This window comes from Cellulomonas uda, from assembly GCF_006538705.1.
Taxonomy (GTDB): Bacteria; Actinomycetota; Actinomycetes; order Actinomycetales; family Cellulomonadaceae; genus Cellulomonas; species Cellulomonas uda.
The window spans coordinates 37,461-54,465 of sequence record NZ_BJLP01000002.1; the positions used below are offsets into that span (position 1 = coordinate 37,461).

A 17,005-nucleotide genomic window follows, 5' to 3' on the forward strand; every position below is an offset into this window, starting at 1 on the left:
GCGTGGCTTCATCAGTCGCGAGAAAGATCGCGGTGGTGCGTGGTGCGCATGGCCGGGAGCACGGCCGTCGACGCGACGAGCGGGAGCAGCAGCGCACCCGCGGCGATCGCCCCCATGCCGCCCCACGGGATCCGCGCGGGGCCGCTGCCGTCGAGCGCGAGGAAGACCGCACACAGCGCGACCGCCAGCAGCCACGAGAGCGCGACGCCCGGCACGGCCGCGAGCGCTGCCTGCGCCACGGTGGACCTCGCGAGCTCGGCCTCGCGCACGCCGACGACACGGAGCAGCGCGCGCTCCCGACGCTGTGCGGCGATCTCCGCCAGCAGCGCCGCGCACAGCAGCATGGCCGCCATGGCGCCCGCCGCGGCCACGACGGCGATCGTGATCCGCCGGTAGGTGATGCTCGTGCGCTCTGCGTCCTGGATGCGCTCCTCGAGCGTCAACGCGGAGTCGGGCCGAACGGGTGCGACCGCGGTCCGTGCCGCCTCCGTTCCGTGCGCACCGGGAAGGACAAGGACTGTCGCGTGCACGGCGGCGTCAGCCACCGTGATCGGGTCGAGCGCCGAGCGGTCGATCACCCCACCGTTCGCCGGCAGCAGCTCGCGGATCTGCTCGAAGGTCTCGGACGTCGGCTGGACCGGCAGGCGCCCGACCGCGCCGAGCTCGTCGTACGTGATCGTGCCGTCGGGCTCGACCCGCTCGCGGACGACCTGCGAGCCGGGCGGCAGGGCTGCGTCCCAGACGAGCGCGGCGCCACCGGGCACGCAGGGCGGATCGACGACGAGCAGCTCGCCGAGCGCCGCGCAGTCCACCACCGCGACCGCCCGGACGTCCGGGCCCACCGCCACCTGGATGACGTCGACCCGGACGACGGCGGCGACCTCGTGGCCGTCGACCTCGCCGTCGCGGTCCTGCACGTCGGCGAGGACGAGGTCGTCGACAGTCGACGCTCGAGCAGCCCGCAGGTCGGCGCTCTCCGCCCCCGCGAGGAGCGGCAGGAGCGACAGGAGCAGCCCGCTGACCAGCACGACGACGGCTGAGCCGGCGACCACGCGCGCGTACCGCTCGGGCCGTTGAGCGACCCTGGCCGACGCGAGCTCCGCGACCCACGATCCCGTGAGCCGTCCCGTGACCGACGCGCACCAGCGGACGACGAGCGGCGTCGCGACCGGGACACCGACAAGGACTCCTGCGAGCGCGGCGATGAAGAGCCATGCGGCCACCTCGACGTCGTCCTGAGCCCCCATCGCAACCACCGAGCCCGCCAGCAGTGCGAGGCCCACCGCCAACGGCCACCCCCGCGCACGCGAGACCCCGGCCATGCTTGCTCGCCGCAGGACGGCGAGAGGACCGACGTCGAGCCGACGGAGAGCGCCGACCACCACGACCGTGGCAACCCCGAGGACGGTCGCGGTCGCAGCGAGCAGCGCGGGCAGCGAGACGTCGACCATCCCGGGCCACACACCACCGTCGAACGGCAGCGACGGGGCCGCCCATCGCGCCGCCGGTCGCAGGACCAGAGCGGCAGCCAGCACGCCGGGCAGCACCGGGATCACCGACTCCAGCACGACGACTCCTCGGGCCGACGTCCTCGACAGACCGAGCAGTCGCAACGCCGCGAGCCGACGCTCGCGCCGCTCGGCCCCGATCGCGGCGGCAGTCGCGAACAGGATCACGACGGGCAGCAGGAAGACGACGACCAGCACCGGGACGGCCACGCGCAGGTCCGACGGCACGCGCAGGACATCGGCCGCATCGGTCCCGAAGCCCGACACCCGCAGGTCAGGTGAGAGCTCCGAGTCGTCGCGCCCGACCCAGACGACGAGCTCGTGCGGCCCGAGCAAGCCCGACGGACCCACGGTCGCGACGACGTCGCCCGGGTACCTGTTCGCCAGGGTGCTCCCCTCACGCCGCCTGAGCTCGCCGAACGCCGGCGACACCACGAGCTCACCCGCACGTGGCATCCGGGTGACGCCTGGAGCCGCGTGGCTCGTCGGGTCGGACGCCCAGACGTCCACGACGTGTATGGACCGGCCGGCGAACCGACCTTCGGACACCTGGACCCTCAGGCCGTCCTCATCCCCCACGATCGGCATCCGGGCCGCGGTCACCTCGGCCCGGTCGAGCGCGACATCGATCGTCGCGGCCGCACCGAGCACCACGAGCGTGCCGCCGAGCGCGGCGAGGAACGGCACGAGCGCGATCGTCGGCGCCCGGCGCAGTCCCGTCCAGGCGATGTCGAGAAGGAGACCCGCTCGTGCTCTCCACGCCCGTGGCGTCCCGTCACGGCTCACGTGTGCGCCCGTCCGCCATCGTCACCACGCGGTCGGCCATCGCGGCGAGCCCCGAGTCATGCGTCACGAGCACGACCGCCGCCCCGGCCTCCCGTGCGCTGCTCCGCAGCGCGGCGGCGACCACAGCACCGTTCGCCGAGTCGAGCGCACCCGTGGGCTCGTCGGCAAATACCACGGCGGGACGTGCGCACAGCGCGCGTGCGACCGCGACGCGCTGCTGCTCCCCACCCGATACCTCGCCTGGTAACCGCGACGCGAGGTGGGCCACCCCCAGCGACTCGAGCAACGGCATGACGTTCGCGAGCGCCTGGCGACGCGTGGCGCCGAGCAGGCGTAGCGGCATCGCCGCGTTCTGACCGAGCGTGAGCTCGGGGACGAGCTGGCCGTGCTGCATCACGAAGCCCAGGCGCTCCCGCCGCAGCCGGGTGCGCTCCGCGTCGGACGCGGCGACGACGTCGACGCCCCCGAGCGTGACGCTTCCCTTGTCGGGCACGACCAGCCCGGCAAGCGCGTGCAAGAACGTCGACTTGCCGGACCCGCTCTGCCCGACGACGGCCACGAACTCGCCCTCGGCCACGTCCAGCGACGCATCTCGCAGCGCCCACTGCGCGCCGTAGCTCACGCCCACTCCCCGCGCGGCAAGCACCGTCGGTGCCAATTCTTCCTCCTCTGGACCATTCTCCAGAACCGTACCGGCACGCCCCTTCACTTATCAGGCAACAGATCCGTGAGGTGGGCAATCTCGTCCGTGGCTTGCTCGGCGAGACGGTCGATCTCTGGCTGGTTCGCCGCCGCAACTTCTGACCGTGGGCCGACCTGAAGCGCCTCAAGGCGCGCTGAAAAGTCGATCGACAGGGCACACGCCACCCAGTCATGTGCGAAAGCAACCTCGCCTTCGGAAGGCTCGTACGTCACCGGGCCGGGAGCCCTCACGACACGGACCTCACCAGGCCCAGGAGGCGCGGAGTCGGCAGGCGGTTCGACTGGACGCCCAGTACTTATGCCACGCTCCTTCAGGAGCTCACCCACGTCCCGCCCGCTCGTCCAGTCATGCAGATCTCCGACGAGGCCGTTCAGATCCTCGATGCAAAGAAGCTGATCTTCCAGGAGAGCCGTGAGATCGGCCGTGATCCGGTCGGCGAGCTCAGCACGCATCAAGTCAACGAGAGCGTCGAAGGCCGCCGTAAGGCGGTCGGGCCCGGCGCCCATATATGCCCCACAGGCCGAAAGCGCATGGTCGTAGTCGGGACTATCAGAGAGCACCGCGCCGTGACGCCTGCTCTGAAAGGCCCACCTGAGACCCCCGAAGCCATATCGCTCAGCCTCGTCGGCCGACAACGGCCCGATCTCGAGGTGATGGACGGTCAGGGGGTCGTACTTCTGGTCTCCCGCACTCGGCGAAACGTCTTCCATCGCATCCCGGTACTGAGGCCAACCGGCCGTGTCCATGCACGCTGCTACGACATCAGAACGGCGATCTACGACGATGGAGACTGCACTTTGCAGCGCCGCGAAACTGCTCCCCAGCGGTTCGACCTCGCTTCGCGACTGGCTCGCGTTCGACGACTGTCCGGATGCTGCTGCCATCCCATCTGCAGATGCAACGCAACTGGTGAGGGACAGTACAATCACCAGAACGACGGCGAGCTGGGGGCCGCTTGGGCGGCCCCCAGCGACGGACCTGCTAGCAAACACGCTCGTGGCGGTCATTCTCGTTGTCGACGCTGTCCTTGAGCGGGGTCCAGACACCATTGTTCGGGATCGTCTGGACATCGTCCGGGAGGAGCCCCCGGTCGTCGATCACCTTGACGTCACACGTCCGATCGCGGTTTCGGACCTGATCTGCGTTGTTCTTCAGCTCGGAACCGTCCGGGTCGTTCTCGACCGTGTCCCAGAAGTAGTAGTTGTCATGCGACGCGCCATACCAGAAGTGCTTCTGGTACCTGACCGTCGCGTCGTCACGAGCGAAGCAAATCTCGCCAACGTTGCATGCGGTCTTTCCGTCGCCCGAATCCGCGAGCGCTAGGGCGGGCATCGAAATAGCGGCGGCTATCGCCACCGCGATTGCCGCTCCAGAACGCCTGAAGAGTACGCGCAAGTGATCCTCCCTGGCTCGAAAAACGCACACAGGGAGGCACAGCCAGACACAGCCCCCTGCGCCGCCCGCGCTCCACGCGGACGACCTGACGTTAGCAGGTAATGTCCGGCGAGACTGGCGAAAGAAGAGGGCAATGTGATCAGCGGCCGACGACCTCCGCGCGGCGCGGGCGCGACAGCAGCATGGGCGCGAGCTGGTCGACCGGCAGGCCCTCGTAGAGGACCTTCACGACCGCCTCGGTGATGGGCATCTCGATGCCGAGGCGCCGTGCGAGCTCGAGCACGGGCCGGCAGGTCTTGACGGCCTCGGCCGTCCCGCCCGTGGCGGCGATCGCCTCGTCGAGACCCATGCCGCGGCCGATGTGCCCACCCAGGGTGTGGTTGCGAGAGTCCGGCGACGCGCACGTCGCCATGAGGTCGCCCATGCCCGCGAGCCCGGGGAACGTCTCCGGGGTCGCACCGAGCGCCAGGCCGAGCCGCGTGATCTCGACGAGACCGCGCGTGATGACGGTCGCCATCGTGTTGTAGCCCAGGCCGCGGCCCTGCGAGATGCCGACCGCGAGCGCGATGACGTTCTTCACCGCACCGCACAGCTCGACGCCCACGACGTCCGGGTTCGTGTACGGGCGGAAGTACGACGAGGCCACGGCGCGCGCGACGAGCGCGGCGGTCTCGGGCGACGTCGAGGCGACCACCGTGGCGGTCGGCTGGTGGCGCGCGATCTCGCGTGCGAGGTTCGGGCCGGAGACGACGGCCACGCGCTCGTCGGGGATATCCAGCGTCTGGGCGACGACCTCGCTCATGCGCTTGTCGGTGCCGAGCTCGACACCCTTCATCAGGGACACGACGACCGCGTCGTCGCGCAGCGCACCGCGCAGCGGCGCGAGGGTGTCGCGCGCGACCTGCGACGGCACGGCGACCGCGACGATGCGTGCGTGCGCGACGGCCGCGCGGGCGTCGGTCGTCGCGGTCACGGACGCGGGCAGGTCGATGCCGGGCAGGTAGGCCTCGTTGCGGTGCTGGTCCGCGATCTGCCGCACCACGGCGGCCGAGCGGCCCCACACGGTCACGTCGCACCCCGCGTCGGCGAGCACCGCCGCGAACGTCGTGCCCCAGCTGCCGGTGCCGAGGACGGCCGTGCGCAGCGTCTCGCCGTTCTCGTCGGACGCCGTCACGGCTGCTCCGGCCGGGCCGCGCGCTCGCCGCCGGACCGCTGCGCGTCGGGCTTGCGCATGTCGTACCGCACGGCGGGTGCCTGCTCGCCGCGGATGCCCTCGAGCAGCCGCGTGATGGCGTCCATGACGCGCTCCGTCGCCTCGCGCAGCGTCGCGGCGTCCTGCGGGCGCTCGTACAGGTCGTCGAGCACCACCGGCGGCCCGACGACGATCGTGACGGTCTTGCGCGGGATCGGCCTGAGCAGCTTCGCGTAGCGCCCCAGCAGGTTCTGCGGGCCCCACTGCGCGACGGGGATCACGGGTACGCGCGTCGTCAGCGCGAGCCGCGCGACGCCCGTCTTCCCGACCATGGGCCACAGGTCCGGGTCGCGCGTCAGGGTGCCCTCCGGGAACACCGCGACGGCGTCACCCTGCTGGAGCGCCGTGACCGCCGCGCCGAGCGACTCCCCCGCCGCGCTCGTGTTGCGGTAGACGGGGATCTGACCGGTCGCGCGCAGGACGCGGCCCACCAGCGGGACCTTGAACAGCGGGTCCTTCGCGAGCACCTTGGGCGCCACGCCGTTGTCCCACAGGAAGTGCGCGAACGTCAGCGGGTCGACGTTCGTCATGTGGTTCGCCGCGACGATGAACCCGCGGTCGGTCGGGAGGTGCTCGACACCGTGCCAGTCGGGCTTGGTCATCGCCTTGAGCAAGGGTCGGACGATCCGCGCGACGTTGCGGTAGGCGCGGTTGGAACGGGCAGGCGGACGCACGACGAGCAGGCTACCTTCTGGCGGCGGGACGGGACCTGAGGCGCCACCAGGGGACGGGGGTGCCCGAGGTGCGGGGTCAGTCGCGGCTGAACTCCGCGCCGAGGGCCGAGAGCTTGTCCATGAAGTGCTCGTACCCGCGGTCGATCAGGCTGATCCCCCGCACCTGGGACGTGCCCTTCGCGGTCAGCGCCGCGATGAGATGGCTGAAGCCCCCGCGCAGGTCCGGCACCTCGATGTCCGCCGCCGACAGGGGCGTCGGGCCGCTGATGACCGCCGAGTGGTAGAAGTTGCGCTGGCCGAACCGGCACGGCCGCCCGCCCAGGCACTCCTTGTAGACCTGGATCGTCGCGCCCATGCCGACGAGCGCGTCGACGAACCCGAACCTGTTCTCGTACACCGTCTCGTGCACGATCGACAGGCCCTTGGCCTGCGTGAGCGCGACGACGAGCGGCTGCTGCCAGTCCGTCATGAAGCCGGGGTGCACGTCCGTCTCGAGCTGGATCGAGCGCAGGTCGCCGCCCGGGTGGTAGAAGCGGATGCCCTCGTCGTCGACCGCGAACTCGCCGCCCACCTTGCGGAACGTGTTGAGGAACGTCGTCATCTCCGGCTGCGTCGCTCCGCGCACGTAGATGTCACCGCCCGTCGCGAGCGCCGCGGACGCCCACGACGCCGCCTCGATGCGGTCGGACAGCGAGGTGTGCTGGTACCCCTCGAGCCGCTCGACGCCCTCGATGCGGATCACGCGGTCGGTGTCGACCGAGATGATCGCGCCCATCTTCTGCAGGACGTTGATCAGGTCCATGATCTCGGGCTCGATCGCCGCGCCCGCCAGCTCGGTGATGCCGTCGGCGCGGACCGCCGTGAGCAGGAGCTGCTCGGTGGCGCCCACGCTCGGGTACGGCAGCGCGATCTTCGTGCCCTGCAGGCGCCGCGGGGCGCTGAGGTAGATGCCCTGGGGGCGCTTCTCCACGACCGCGCCGAACTGGCGCAGGATGTCGAGGTGGTAGTTGATCGGCCGGTCGCCGATCCGGCAGCCACCCAGGTCGGGGATGAACGCCTCGCCCAGGCGGTGCAGCAGCGGGCCGCAGAACAGGATCGGGATGCGGCTCGAGCCGGCGTGCGCGTCGATGTCCGCGACGTGCGCGATCTCGACGTCGCTCGGGTCCAGGCGCAGGGTGCCGGCGGCGTCGTCGGCCTCGACGCGCACCCCGTGCAGCTCGAGCAGCCCCTTGACCACCGCGACGTCCCGGATCTGCGGCACGTTGCGCAGCACGCTGGGGGTCTCCCCCAGGAGCGCGGCCACCATGGCCTTCGACACGAAGTTCTTGGCGCCACGCACGGTGATCTCTCCCCGCAGCGGGTTGCCACCGTTGACGTACAGCAGATCGTTCACGCGCCCATCCTCGCCTACCCACGGCACCGGCCCCCGACCACACGGGGGCCCGACACCTTGCTCCGCACGACACCTTCACAGGCCGGCGACACCCGCGCGCGCGGGTGTCGCCCCGCACGACGACGCCGTGACGACCTCTTGCCGAGCCGCTTGCGCGCACCCGGTCCGTTCTTGGCCTCGACCTCCCACCGGCGCCATGTACCGCGCGCCGACGAGGGGCCGTCCGCCCGAGCACAGCCAACCAGGACCGTCGCGGAGTTCTTCCCGCACCGGCGTCTCCGGCGCGACGGACCGCTGCCCACGCTAGCGCGAACGCGGTGCCCGCACGCGACGGCCCCGGCGCACCCGTCCGGGGCGCACCGGGGCCGTCGTCGTGCAGGCGGGTCAGGCGGGGCGGCGCCCGATCGCGACCTCGACCGGCCGCGCTGCCTTGATCTCCACCGGCGGGAGGTGCTTGGCGGGCAGCGTCGCGGGACGCCACGACTCACGACGCTCCTCGAACGCGGAGATCTCGTCGACGTGCTGCAGCGTCAGGCCGATGTCGTCCAGACCCTCCATGAGCCGCCAGCGCGTGTAGTCGTCCACGTGGAACGGGACGACGACGTCGTCGCACTGCACGGTGCGCGCGACCAGGTCGACCGTGACCTCGGTGCCCGGGCGCGTCTCGAGGATCTTCCAGATCAGCTCGATGTCCTCCTGGGCGACCTGAGCGGCCAGCAGGCCCTGCTTGCCCGAGTTCCCGCGGAAGATGTCCGCGAACCGCGCCGAGACCACGACCTTGAAGCCGTAGTCCTTGAGCGCCCACACCGCGTGCTCACGCGACGAGCCCGTCCCGAAGTCGGGGCCCGCGACGAGGACCGAGCCGGAGCGGTAGGCGTCCTGGTTGAGGACGAACTCCGGGTCGCCGCGCCACGCCGCGAACAGCGCGTCCTCGAACCCCGTGCGCGTCACGCGCTTGAGGTAGACGGCGGGGATGATCTGGTCGGTGTCGACGTTGCTGCGACGCAGCGGGACCCCGACGCCGGTGTGCTGGGTGAACTTCTCCATGGGTCTGTCTCTCTCGTTCGTCGTCGGGTCGTCAGACCGTCTGGAGGTCGGCGGCGGGGCCGGTCAGCGGCGAGCCGTCCGGCGCGGGCCGGCCCGTGCCCAGGTCCGCGTAGGACGAGAGCGTGCCGCGGATGGCGGTCGCGGCCGCGACGAGCGGCGAGACGAGGTGGGTGCGCCCGCCCTTGCCCTGGCGGCCCTCGAAGTTGCGGTTCGACGTCGACGCCGAACGCTCCCCCGGAGCGAGCTGGTCGGGGTTCATGCCCAGGCACATCGAGCAGCCCGCGTTGCGCCACTCCGCACCGAAGTCGAGGAAGATCTTGTCGAGCCCCTCGGCCTCCGCCTGCAGACGCACGCGCGCCGACGACGGGACCACGAGGACGCGCACGTCGTCGGCCTTCTTGCGGCCCTGCACGACCTTCGCGACCGAGCGCAGGTCCTCGATGCGGCCGTTGGTGCACGAGCCGATGAAGACCGTGTCGACCTTGATCGAGCGCAGCGGCTGGCCCGGCGTCAGGCCCATGTACTCGATCGCGCGCTCGGCGGCGACGCGCTCGTTCGCGTCCGCGATCTGCTCGGGCACGGGCACGTCGGCCGACAGCGGCAGGCCCTGGCCCGGGTTGGTGCCCCACGTGACGAACGGCTCGAGGTCCGCGGCGTCCAGGACCACCTCGGCGTCGAAGACCGCGTCGTCGTCCGAGTGCAGCGTGCGCCAGTACTCGACCGCCGCGTCCCAGTCGGCGCCCTCGGGCGCGTGCGGGCGGCCCTTGAGGTACTCGAACGTGGTCTCGTCGGGCGCGATCATCCCGGCGCGCGCACCGGCCTCGATCGACATGTTGCAGATCGTCATGCGCGCCTCCATCGACAGCGCGCGGATGGCCTCGCCGCGGTACTCCAGCACGTACCCCTGGCCGCCACCGGTGCCGATCTTGGCGATGACCGCGAGGATGATGTCCTTGCTGGTCGCACCCTCGGGCAGACGGCCGTCGACGGTGATCGCCATGGTCTTGAACGGCGCGAGCGGGAGCGTCTGGGTCGCGAGCACGTGCTCGACCTCGGACGTGCCGATGCCGAACGCGAGCGCGCCGAACGCGCCGTGCGTGGACGTGTGCGAGTCGCCGCAGACGACCGTCAGGCCGGGCTGCGTGAGGCCGAGCTGCGGGCCGACCTGGTGGACGATGCCCTGGTCCGCGTCGCCGAGCGAGTGGATGCGCACGCCGAACTCCGCGGCGTTGGTGCGCAGCGTCTCGATCTGCGTGCGGCTCGTCGCGTCCGCGATCGGGCGGTCGATGTCGAGCGTCGGCGTGTTGTGGTCCTCGGTGGCGAGCGTCAGGTCCGGGCGACGGACCGGACGGCCGGCGAGCCGCAGGCCCTCGAACGCCTGCGGGCTGGTGACCTCGTGGACGAGGTGGAGGTCGATGTAGAGGAGGTCAGGGGCTCCGTCCGTGCCTCGTCGCACGACGTGCGCGTCCCAGACCTTCTCCGCCAACGTACCGGACATGTGCTGCGGTCCTGTTCTGCTCGTCCGGGTGGGGGTGTTCCCGGTTCTCGGGGCCGATCGGGGTGACTTCTCGAACGCGTCGTGCCTCTGCACTTGCATCTCAGCCTGCGAGACGCCAATATCGGCCTATGGACAACTCTAGCGGAGTCGGCGTCCTGGACAAGGCCGCAGCCGTCCTGAGCGCGCTCGAGGCCGGTCCGGCGACCCTCGCGCAGCTCGTGACCGCCACCCATCTTGCTCGACCGACCGCCCACCGGCTCGCCGTCGCGCTCGAGCACCATCGTCTGGTCGCCCGCGACATGCAGGGCCGGTTCGTGCTCGGCCCGCGCCTGTCCGAGCTCGCCACCGCGGCGGGCGAGGACCGGCTGCTCGCCGCGGCCGGACCGGTGCTCGCCGCCGTGCGCGACCACACGGGTGAGAGCGCGCAGCTCTACCGCCGGCAGGGTGACCAGCGCATCTGTGTCGCCGCCGCCGAGCGACCCATCGGCCTGCGCGACTCCATCCCCGTCGGCGCGACGCTCACCATGCAGGCCGGCTCGGCCGCGCAGGTGCTGCTCGCGTGGGAGGAGCCCGACCGGCTGCACCGCGGGCTGCAGGGCGCCAAGTTCACCGCGACGATCCTGTCCGGCGTGCGCCGCCGCGGTTGGGCCCAGTCCGTGTCGGAGCGCGAGGTCGGCGTCGCGTCGGTCTCCGCACCCGTGCGCGGGCCGTCGGGACGCGTCGTCGCGGCCGTCTCGGTATCCGGACCGCTCGAGCGTCTGACCCGCCAGCCGGGCCGCCTGCACGCCGCCGCGGTCGTCTCCGCCGCCAACCGGCTGACCGAGGTGCTGCGCCGCACCGCGGAGTGACACCCGCCACCTCCCCACGTCCCCCCAGAGGTCCGAGACCTCACGCGATGGCCCCGGCCCTGCGCCGGGGCCATCGTCGTGCGTGAGGGGCGCCGAGCACACCGCACTCACGACGTCACCCACGAGGATCAGCTCACGACGACGAAGGCCCGGTCACCGTGGTGACCGGGCCTTCTGACGTACCCCCGACCGGATTCGAACCGGCGCTACCGCCGTGAGAGGGCGGCGTGCTAGGCCGCTACACAACGGGGGCCTATCGCCTGCGTGACCCGTGGGCCTCGCTTGCGTGTGAACACTTTACCCGACGTCCGCTCGTGCTCCGAACCGTCCGATCAGCGGTGCTCGCGCTGGGGTACCAGGACTCGAACCTAGACTAACTGAACCAGAATCAGTCGTGCTGCCAATTACACCATACCCCATGGGGTATAACTTCCGGGCCTCCCGGCAGCCTCACGACGGGGCGTGAGGGCCACTCGGTTCGGACTGATCCGGACGTCGTACCGCCCGTGAACGTTACCCGGTCGCAGGCCCGACGACCAAACCGCTGCCGTGAGAGCCGCGCCACGCCGCTCAGCGAGGGATCTGGGCGATCTCCGCCGCGTCGTACCAGAGCAGGTCCGCGTCGTCGACGCGCTCCGCCGCCGCCGCGTCGCCCTCGAGCGCCCGGGCGACGTCCGCCGCGACCTCGGGCTCGTCGACGTGCACGCACGCGATCGCGTCGCCACCCACGGCGTCGACGAGCGCGACCGCGCTCGGGCCCGCGTCGTCGGGTGCGGCGTCGAGCCGGACGGCGCCGTCGGGGACGTCGACCGTCACGACGAGCCGCAGACGCGGTGCGTCACCGCGCGCGGCGAGCATCGCGAGGCTGTCGTCCGCGGCCATGAGGTGCGCGGAGAACCCGAGCCCCTCGTCGTCCTCGTCGGGCAGCGCGGCGCGCAGCGCGGCGGTGACCGCGTGAGCGGTCCGGGGGCCGAGCGTGACCGAGCCGTCGGCGGCCGGGTCGAGCTCGTCGAGCGTGGCGGGCAGGTAGAGGCGCACGACGTCAGTGTGCCGCGAGTGCGGGGCGCGCGTCGCACCGGACCGCGCGCTCCCGCTCCACGTCACGCGAACGGCGCGACAGACGCGACCGCAGGTACGCCGCCGCCGACCCCCTGCCCCACCCGTGCGGCGAGGCCGACGATCGCGCGGCGGGCCGGCGATCCCGGTGCGATCTCCCGCAGCGTGCGCGCCTCGAGCACCGCCGCGTCGAGGCTCGGCCGGTCGTCCGGCACCAGCACCGCGTCACGCACGCCCGCGTACCGCTCGAGGGCTCCCGCGACCGCGCGAGCGGCCTGGGGCCCCGCGACCGACGCGCGCACACGGTTGACGACGACGTGCTGCGGGGTGATCCCGAGCTCCCCGAGGTCGGACAGCGCGCGCACGAGGCGCTGGATGCCGACCGGGTCCGCGGACCCGACCACGACGACCTCGTCGGCCGCCGCGAGCGCCCCGAGCGTCGCGGCGTTGCGCCGCGGCGCGCGCGTGTCGTAGCTCAGCACCTCGTCCTGCTCGACCGAGAACCCGCAGTCGACGACGACGAGCGCCGCGAGCCGCCGCGCGACCACCCAGACCGCGTCGAGCGCCGAGCCCGGCAGCTCGGGCCACCGGTCGGCGCGCGTGATGCCCGACAGCAGCCTCAGGTCCGCGCTCACGTACGGCGCGAGGCGCGCGAGCGTCACGAGGTCGAGCGAGCCCTGCCCCGCCGCGCGGGCCGCGGCCGCCAGACCGGGCGACTCGTCGAGCAGGCCGAGCAGCTGCGCGAGGCAGCCGCCGTACGTGTCGGCGTCCGCGAGCAGCGTCGACCGGCCGGCCGCCGCCGCCTCCGCGGCGAGGTTCAGCGCGACCGTGGACCGGCCGGGCGCACCCGTCGGGCCCCAGACCGCCACGAGGCGGCCACGCTCGGCGGGCGGGACCGGCGCCTCGTCCCACGGCGCGGCTCCCGACCAGTGCCGGCCGTCGGGGACGTCGGGTGCGGGCGCTCGGTGCATCCCCTGCACGAGCGTCACGACGCGGTCCGCGAGCGCGGCCGCTCCCCCGGCGTCCACGGGTGCGTCGAGGACGAGGTCGGCAGCGGCGACGCGCGCCCGGTCCGCCGCGGACGTGCGCTCGGGGTCCAGCAGGACGACGACGGCGGCGCCGGCGGCGCGCAGGACCGCGACCGCGGTCAGGTCGAGCTGCTCGACGTCGGACGAGACCACCGCGACACGCCCCAGACCGGCGTCCGCCGCCGCCTGCAGCTCCGCGAGGTCGGCGCACCGACGGGTGACCCGCAGCGCGGGGTCGTCGTCGAGCGCGCGGACCACCGCGACCTCGGCCGTCCCGCGCACGGCGCACAGCACGCCGACGACGCCCGGCGACTGCTCGCTCATCGCCCGGCCGGCCCGGGGACGGGCAGGACGTCGATCGCGCCCTCGGCCGAGAGCGCGGCGAGCAGCGAGGCGAGCGCGTCCTGCGGGACCAGCACGTGCACCACGGCCGCCCCGCTCGTGGCGAACGTCCCCTCGGGCCGGTTCACCTCGGCGACCGTCACCCCCGTCGCGAGCGTCCGCGGCCCCGGCGCGTCCTTGCCGTCCTTGCCCTGCTCGGAGGAGGACGCAGGCGGCTTGGGCGTGAACCACACGTCGACGACCGCGCCCGCCACGACGTCGTCGGACGGCGCCGACCGCACCGGGACCGCGACCGGCCGCAGCGCGACGTCCGCTGCGGATCCCAGCGCGTCGGCCGGGACCAGCTCACCCGCGCCGACCGTGCGCAGCGCGACCGCGTCCTGCGGCAGGGCGCGGGACGCCGAGACGTACTCCGCGCCCGCGAGCTCGGGCAGGCGCACCTCGACGACGACGAGGTCGTCCGGGCCCACCGCGGACCCCGGGACGAGCACGCCACGCGTCGCGTAGACCGGCACGGTCTCCTGCGCGGACCGCACGGCCCACGCGCCGAGCGCGACGGCGGCGGCGACGAGCACGATCCCCGCGAGCAGCCGCGGGTCGCGCCACCCGGGACGGCGCAGCCGCGCCGCGGTCGGCGCAGGGAGGTCGAGCAGGGCGGTGTCCACGCGGGCTCCTTCGGTCGTCGGCGCTCCGCATCCTGCCCCAGACGGCGGGGGCGAAGCGGGCGAAACGGAAGGATTGTGGATAACCGGATGTGCCCGCCACCGCGTGCCACACTGCGGTCATGCCGCAGCGGTACCTCTCCCTCGCCGACGTCGCCGAGACCCTCGGGGTCTCGGTCGGCCAGGTGCGCACCATGGTGACGACGGGCGAGCTCGAGGGCTTCCAGATGGGCGGGCGCAAGATCTGGCGCGTCGACGTCGCCGACCTCGAGGCCTACGTCCAGCGCGCGAAGGCGCGGACGCGCGAGCGCATCACGAGCGGCGCGGGGTTCGACGACGAGGGCCGCGACGAGTCCTGACGCCCGTCCGGCGGTCGCACCCCGGCCCCCGGGACCGCACCCGCGGTCACCTCAGCCGGACCGCACGACGAGCAGCGTCTCGAACGCGAACGTCCAGCCCGCGGCTCCGCGCGCGGCGTCCGCGGGCATGACGTCGACGTGGTCGGCACCGACCCGGTCGATGCGCCCGGAGACGCTCACGCCCTGCGCGTCGACCCGCACGAGCGTGCGGTCCCGCGCCACGGCGCGCAGCGCGTGGCCCAGCGCGAGCCGGCGCTCGACCTCGCCCGCGGCCGGTGCCGCCCATGCGCCGAGGCCGACGACCGCGGTCACGGCCGCCGTCGGCACGAGAGCACGTCGGACGCCGTCGGGCGCGAGGAGCACCCACTGCGGCGCCGCGTCGACGACGACGCCGTCGACCGTCTGACCGTCGCGCAGCACGAGTCGCAGCGTCGTCGCGCGCGCGGCCCGCAGCCGGTCCGCCAGGTGCACCTGCGCCCGCTCGGCACGCGTCAGCTCGGCGACCTCGTCACGCAGGTCCTGGGCCCGAGCGGCATCGAGACCGCTCTCCAGGTCCGCGAACAGCGCCTCCCACCGCACGCGCCCACGGTAGCGGTGACCGATCGTCGGCGGGGCGCTGCCGCCGACCGCGAAGGAGCCCGTCGGCGGCCAGGAGACGGACACGACTGGACAGATCGGACAGTCCTCCGCTAGACCTACGCACATCAAACGTGCTCAAACGACATCATCATGAAGCATGCGGGGGGAAACATGACCAGCAGGGCACGTCGCCGGCCCATGGCGACGACGGCCGCGACGCTCGCCGTCGCCGCACTGACCGCCGCCGTGGTCGCGGTCGCGCTCGTGCTGGCCGCACTGGCGGCCGCACAGCCGGACCGGCCCCTGGCGGTGCAGGACGTCGTCAACGTCGCGGTCGCCGCGCTGGGCGCGGCGGTCGCCGCGTGGCTCGCGGTGTCCTGCGCCCTGGGGTCGGCGTGCGTCGCCGGGCGGCTGGTCGGGGCCGGCTGGCGCTCCGGCGAGGCGCTCCTGCGGCGCTGCGCGCCCGTCGTCGTGCGACGGGCCGTCGCAGGTGCCGTCGGTGCGAGCCTCGGGCTCGGGCTCGTCGCGACCGGGGCGCAGGCGGCGCCCGTCGACCCGGCACCGGTGGCGGTGAGCGTCGCCGACGAGGCTCCGTCCGACCCTCCTGCACCCCGCACGGGTGCGGACGGCGTGGCGGAAGGCACGCTCGAGGGCCCCTCGCGGGGCTCGGGCGTCGTCCCCGTGGGTTCCGTGGCGGTCGACTCGGTCCGCGACACCGGGACCGCGCCGCAGGCCCCGGTCGGGGCTCCGGACCCGGCGTCTCCCGCGCTCGGCTGGCCGGTCACCGCACCGACGGACGGCACGTCCCCCACGCAGGGCACTGCCCCCGCGGACGGCGCTCTGCCCCCGGACGGCCCGGCACCCGCACCGGTCGCCGCGGGCTGGGTCCCGACGAGCGGTGCGGCCGCGGACGGCGCGGGCGGCCGGACGGACGGCGCCACGGGAGACCGCGCGCGCGGCGCGAGCGCCGCAGCCCAGAGCGCTGGTCAGACCGCGGGTCGGTCGGGTGACCGGGGACCGGCCACGGCGCCCGACGGCGGCGCGGACGGAGCCGACGTGGTCGTGGTCGAGGCCGGCGACTCGCTCTGGTCGATCGCCGCCGCCCACCTGCCGCGTGGCGCGAGCGACGCGCAGGTCGCCGCGGCCTGGCCGCGCTGGTACGAGGCGAACCGCGACGTCGTCGGGGACGACCCCGACGTCCTCCAGCCCGGCCAGCAGCTCACGGCTCCCGCGACGGAGGCGGCCCGATGAGCGCGCTCACCGTCGCGGAGGTCGTCTCGCCGCTCGAGGACGCGCTCGCCGCCGGGATCGCCGCACCGCGCCGGCCCCGGGCGGGGACCCACCTGCGCGTCGCGGGCGCACCGCGTGTGCGTCCGCTGCCCGACCTGGCGCCCTCCCCCGCCCCCCTGCCCGAGGTCGAGCACGACGTGCGTCCGGTCCACTCGCTGCGCACACGCATCGCCGTGCTGCGCAGCACGGACCGCACGGACCTCGGTGAGGACGCCGACGAGGCGGCACCCGCGGCGCCCGTGGACCCGCGCGCGCTCGTCGGGTCGCTCGCCCTCGCGAGCGTGGAGTCGCTCGTCGGCCGACGCTCGGTCGCACAGCTCGCCCGCTGGCTCACGCCCGGGGTCTACGACGCGCTGCACGCGCGCGCCACCGCCTCGGCGCGGGTGCTCGCCGCCCGCGGCGGCGGACGGTCGGTCGTGGTCCGCAGCGTGCGGGGCTGCCGGACGCAGGAGCGTGTCCTCGAGGCGAGCGCGGTCGTGGACGACGGGACGCGCGTGCGGGCGGTCGCGATGCGGCTCGAGGCGCACCGCCGGTCGTGGCGCGTGACGGCGCTCGAGATCGGCTGACCGGCCCACGCATCACGGC

At 73.5% G+C, this 17,005-nt stretch carries 17 protein-coding genes and 2 tRNA genes; 4 read left to right on the forward strand and 15 right to left on the reverse strand.

Annotated elements, in window-relative coordinates; translation table 11 throughout:
- Positions 1-11 precede the first annotated feature (11 nt).
- From CUD01_RS00980 to leuC, 9 genes are all read right to left on the reverse strand, one after another.
- Entirely contained in the window at positions 12-2,294 is a 2,283-nt protein-coding gene (locus CUD01_RS00980; protein WP_141317963.1) for an FtsX-like permease family protein, read from the reverse strand.
- Complete coding sequence (locus tag CUD01_RS00985) at positions 2,284-2,952, reverse strand: ABC transporter ATP-binding protein (RefSeq protein ID WP_141317965.1); 669 nt, start codon at positions 2,950-2,952, stop codon at positions 2,284-2,286. The genes CUD01_RS00980 and CUD01_RS00985 overlap by 11 nt, the downstream gene beginning before the upstream one ends.
- Before the next feature lie 47 nt (positions 2,953-2,999).
- On the reverse strand, positions 3,000-3,707 hold the full coding sequence (locus CUD01_RS00990; protein ID WP_141317967.1) for a hypothetical protein: 708 nt from the start codon (positions 3,705-3,707) through the stop codon (positions 3,000-3,002).
- Positions 3,708-3,978: 271 nt separating this feature from the next.
- The gene (locus CUD01_RS00995) at positions 3,979-4,392 is read right to left on the reverse strand and encodes a hypothetical protein (RefSeq protein ID WP_166771973.1); all 414 of its coding nucleotides are present in this window, start codon (positions 4,390-4,392) and stop codon (positions 3,979-3,981) included.
- A gap of 139 nt (positions 4,393-4,531) precedes the next feature.
- Complete coding sequence (locus CUD01_RS01000; protein ID WP_141317971.1) at positions 4,532-5,566, reverse strand: NAD(P)H-dependent glycerol-3-phosphate dehydrogenase; 1,035 nt, start codon at positions 5,564-5,566, stop codon at positions 4,532-4,534.
- The gene (locus CUD01_RS01005) at positions 5,563-6,318 is read right to left on the reverse strand and encodes a lysophospholipid acyltransferase family protein (RefSeq protein WP_094180468.1); all 756 of its coding nucleotides are present in this window, start codon (positions 6,316-6,318) and stop codon (positions 5,563-5,565) included. The genes CUD01_RS01000 and CUD01_RS01005 overlap by 4 nt, the downstream gene beginning before the upstream one ends.
- A gap of 76 nt (positions 6,319-6,394) precedes the next feature.
- A complete protein-coding gene (gene murA / locus CUD01_RS01010) occupies positions 6,395-7,711 on the reverse strand; it encodes a UDP-N-acetylglucosamine 1-carboxyvinyltransferase (RefSeq protein WP_094180469.1) in 1,317 nt (438 codons plus the stop codon).
- A gap of 384 nt (positions 7,712-8,095) precedes the next feature.
- Positions 8,096-8,758, reverse strand: coding sequence for a 3-isopropylmalate dehydratase small subunit (gene leuD, locus CUD01_RS01015; protein ID WP_094180470.1), 663 nt, complete (start codon positions 8,756-8,758; stop codon positions 8,096-8,098).
- A 31-nt stretch (positions 8,759-8,789) separates the two neighbouring features.
- Positions 8,790-10,256, reverse strand: coding sequence for a 3-isopropylmalate dehydratase large subunit (gene leuC, locus CUD01_RS01020; RefSeq protein WP_094180471.1), 1,467 nt, complete (start codon positions 10,254-10,256; stop codon positions 8,790-8,792).
- A gap of 128 nt (positions 10,257-10,384) precedes the next feature.
- Here leuC and CUD01_RS01025 point away from each other — a divergent pair, with 128 nt between their 5' ends.
- The gene (locus CUD01_RS01025; RefSeq protein ID WP_094180472.1) at positions 10,385-11,104 is read left to right on the forward strand and encodes an IclR family transcriptional regulator; all 720 of its coding nucleotides are present in this window, start codon (positions 10,385-10,387) and stop codon (positions 11,102-11,104) included.
- 180 nt (positions 11,105-11,284) lie between these two features.
- On the opposite strand, the gene CUD01_RS01030 is transcribed toward CUD01_RS01025, so the two are convergent.
- The 5 genes from CUD01_RS01030 to CUD01_RS01050 all read right to left on the reverse strand — a co-directional run bounded on the left by CUD01_RS01030 (position 11,285) and on the right by CUD01_RS01050 (position 14,195).
- Positions 11,285-11,357, reverse strand: a tRNA-Glu gene (locus tag CUD01_RS01030).
- 94 nt (positions 11,358-11,451) lie between these two features.
- A tRNA-Gln gene (locus tag CUD01_RS01035) sits at positions 11,452-11,523 on the reverse strand.
- Between the two features lie 151 nt (positions 11,524-11,674).
- On the reverse strand, positions 11,675-12,142 hold the full coding sequence (locus tag CUD01_RS01040; RefSeq protein ID WP_141317973.1) for a DUF6912 family protein: 468 nt from the start codon (positions 12,140-12,142) through the stop codon (positions 11,675-11,677).
- A 62-nt stretch (positions 12,143-12,204) separates the two neighbouring features.
- A complete protein-coding gene (locus tag CUD01_RS01045; RefSeq protein ID WP_141317975.1) occupies positions 12,205-13,512 on the reverse strand; it encodes a CpaE/TadZ family protein in 1,308 nt (435 codons plus the stop codon).
- Positions 13,509-14,195 (reverse strand): hypothetical protein, encoded by a 687-nt coding sequence (locus tag CUD01_RS01050; protein ID WP_141317977.1) that lies wholly within the window; start codon positions 14,193-14,195, stop codon positions 13,509-13,511. Before CUD01_RS01050 ends, CUD01_RS01045 begins: the two co-directional genes overlap by 4 nt.
- Positions 14,196-14,314: 119 nt before the next feature.
- Here CUD01_RS01050 and CUD01_RS01055 point away from each other — a divergent pair, with 119 nt between their 5' ends.
- Positions 14,315-14,551, forward strand: coding sequence for a helix-turn-helix domain-containing protein (locus CUD01_RS01055; RefSeq protein ID WP_094182244.1), 237 nt, complete (start codon positions 14,315-14,317; stop codon positions 14,549-14,551).
- Positions 14,552-14,602: 51 nt separating this feature from the next.
- Here the strand turns inward: CUD01_RS01055 and CUD01_RS01060 are convergent, their stop codons facing one another.
- A complete protein-coding gene (locus tag CUD01_RS01060; protein ID WP_141318063.1) occupies positions 14,603-15,130 on the reverse strand; it encodes a hypothetical protein in 528 nt (175 codons plus the stop codon).
- Positions 15,131-15,301: 171 nt separating this feature from the next.
- Here CUD01_RS01060 and CUD01_RS16920 point away from each other — a divergent pair, with 171 nt between their 5' ends.
- Positions 15,302-16,381 (forward strand): LysM peptidoglycan-binding domain-containing protein, encoded by a 1,080-nt coding sequence (locus CUD01_RS16920; protein ID WP_166771972.1) that lies wholly within the window; start codon positions 15,302-15,304, stop codon positions 16,379-16,381.
- Positions 16,378-16,986, forward strand: a complete 609-nt coding sequence (locus CUD01_RS01070; protein ID WP_141317981.1) for an Rv3235 family protein — start codon at positions 16,378-16,380, stop codon at positions 16,984-16,986. The genes CUD01_RS16920 and CUD01_RS01070 overlap by 4 nt, the downstream gene beginning before the upstream one ends.
- Positions 16,987-17,005 lie beyond the last annotated feature (19 nt).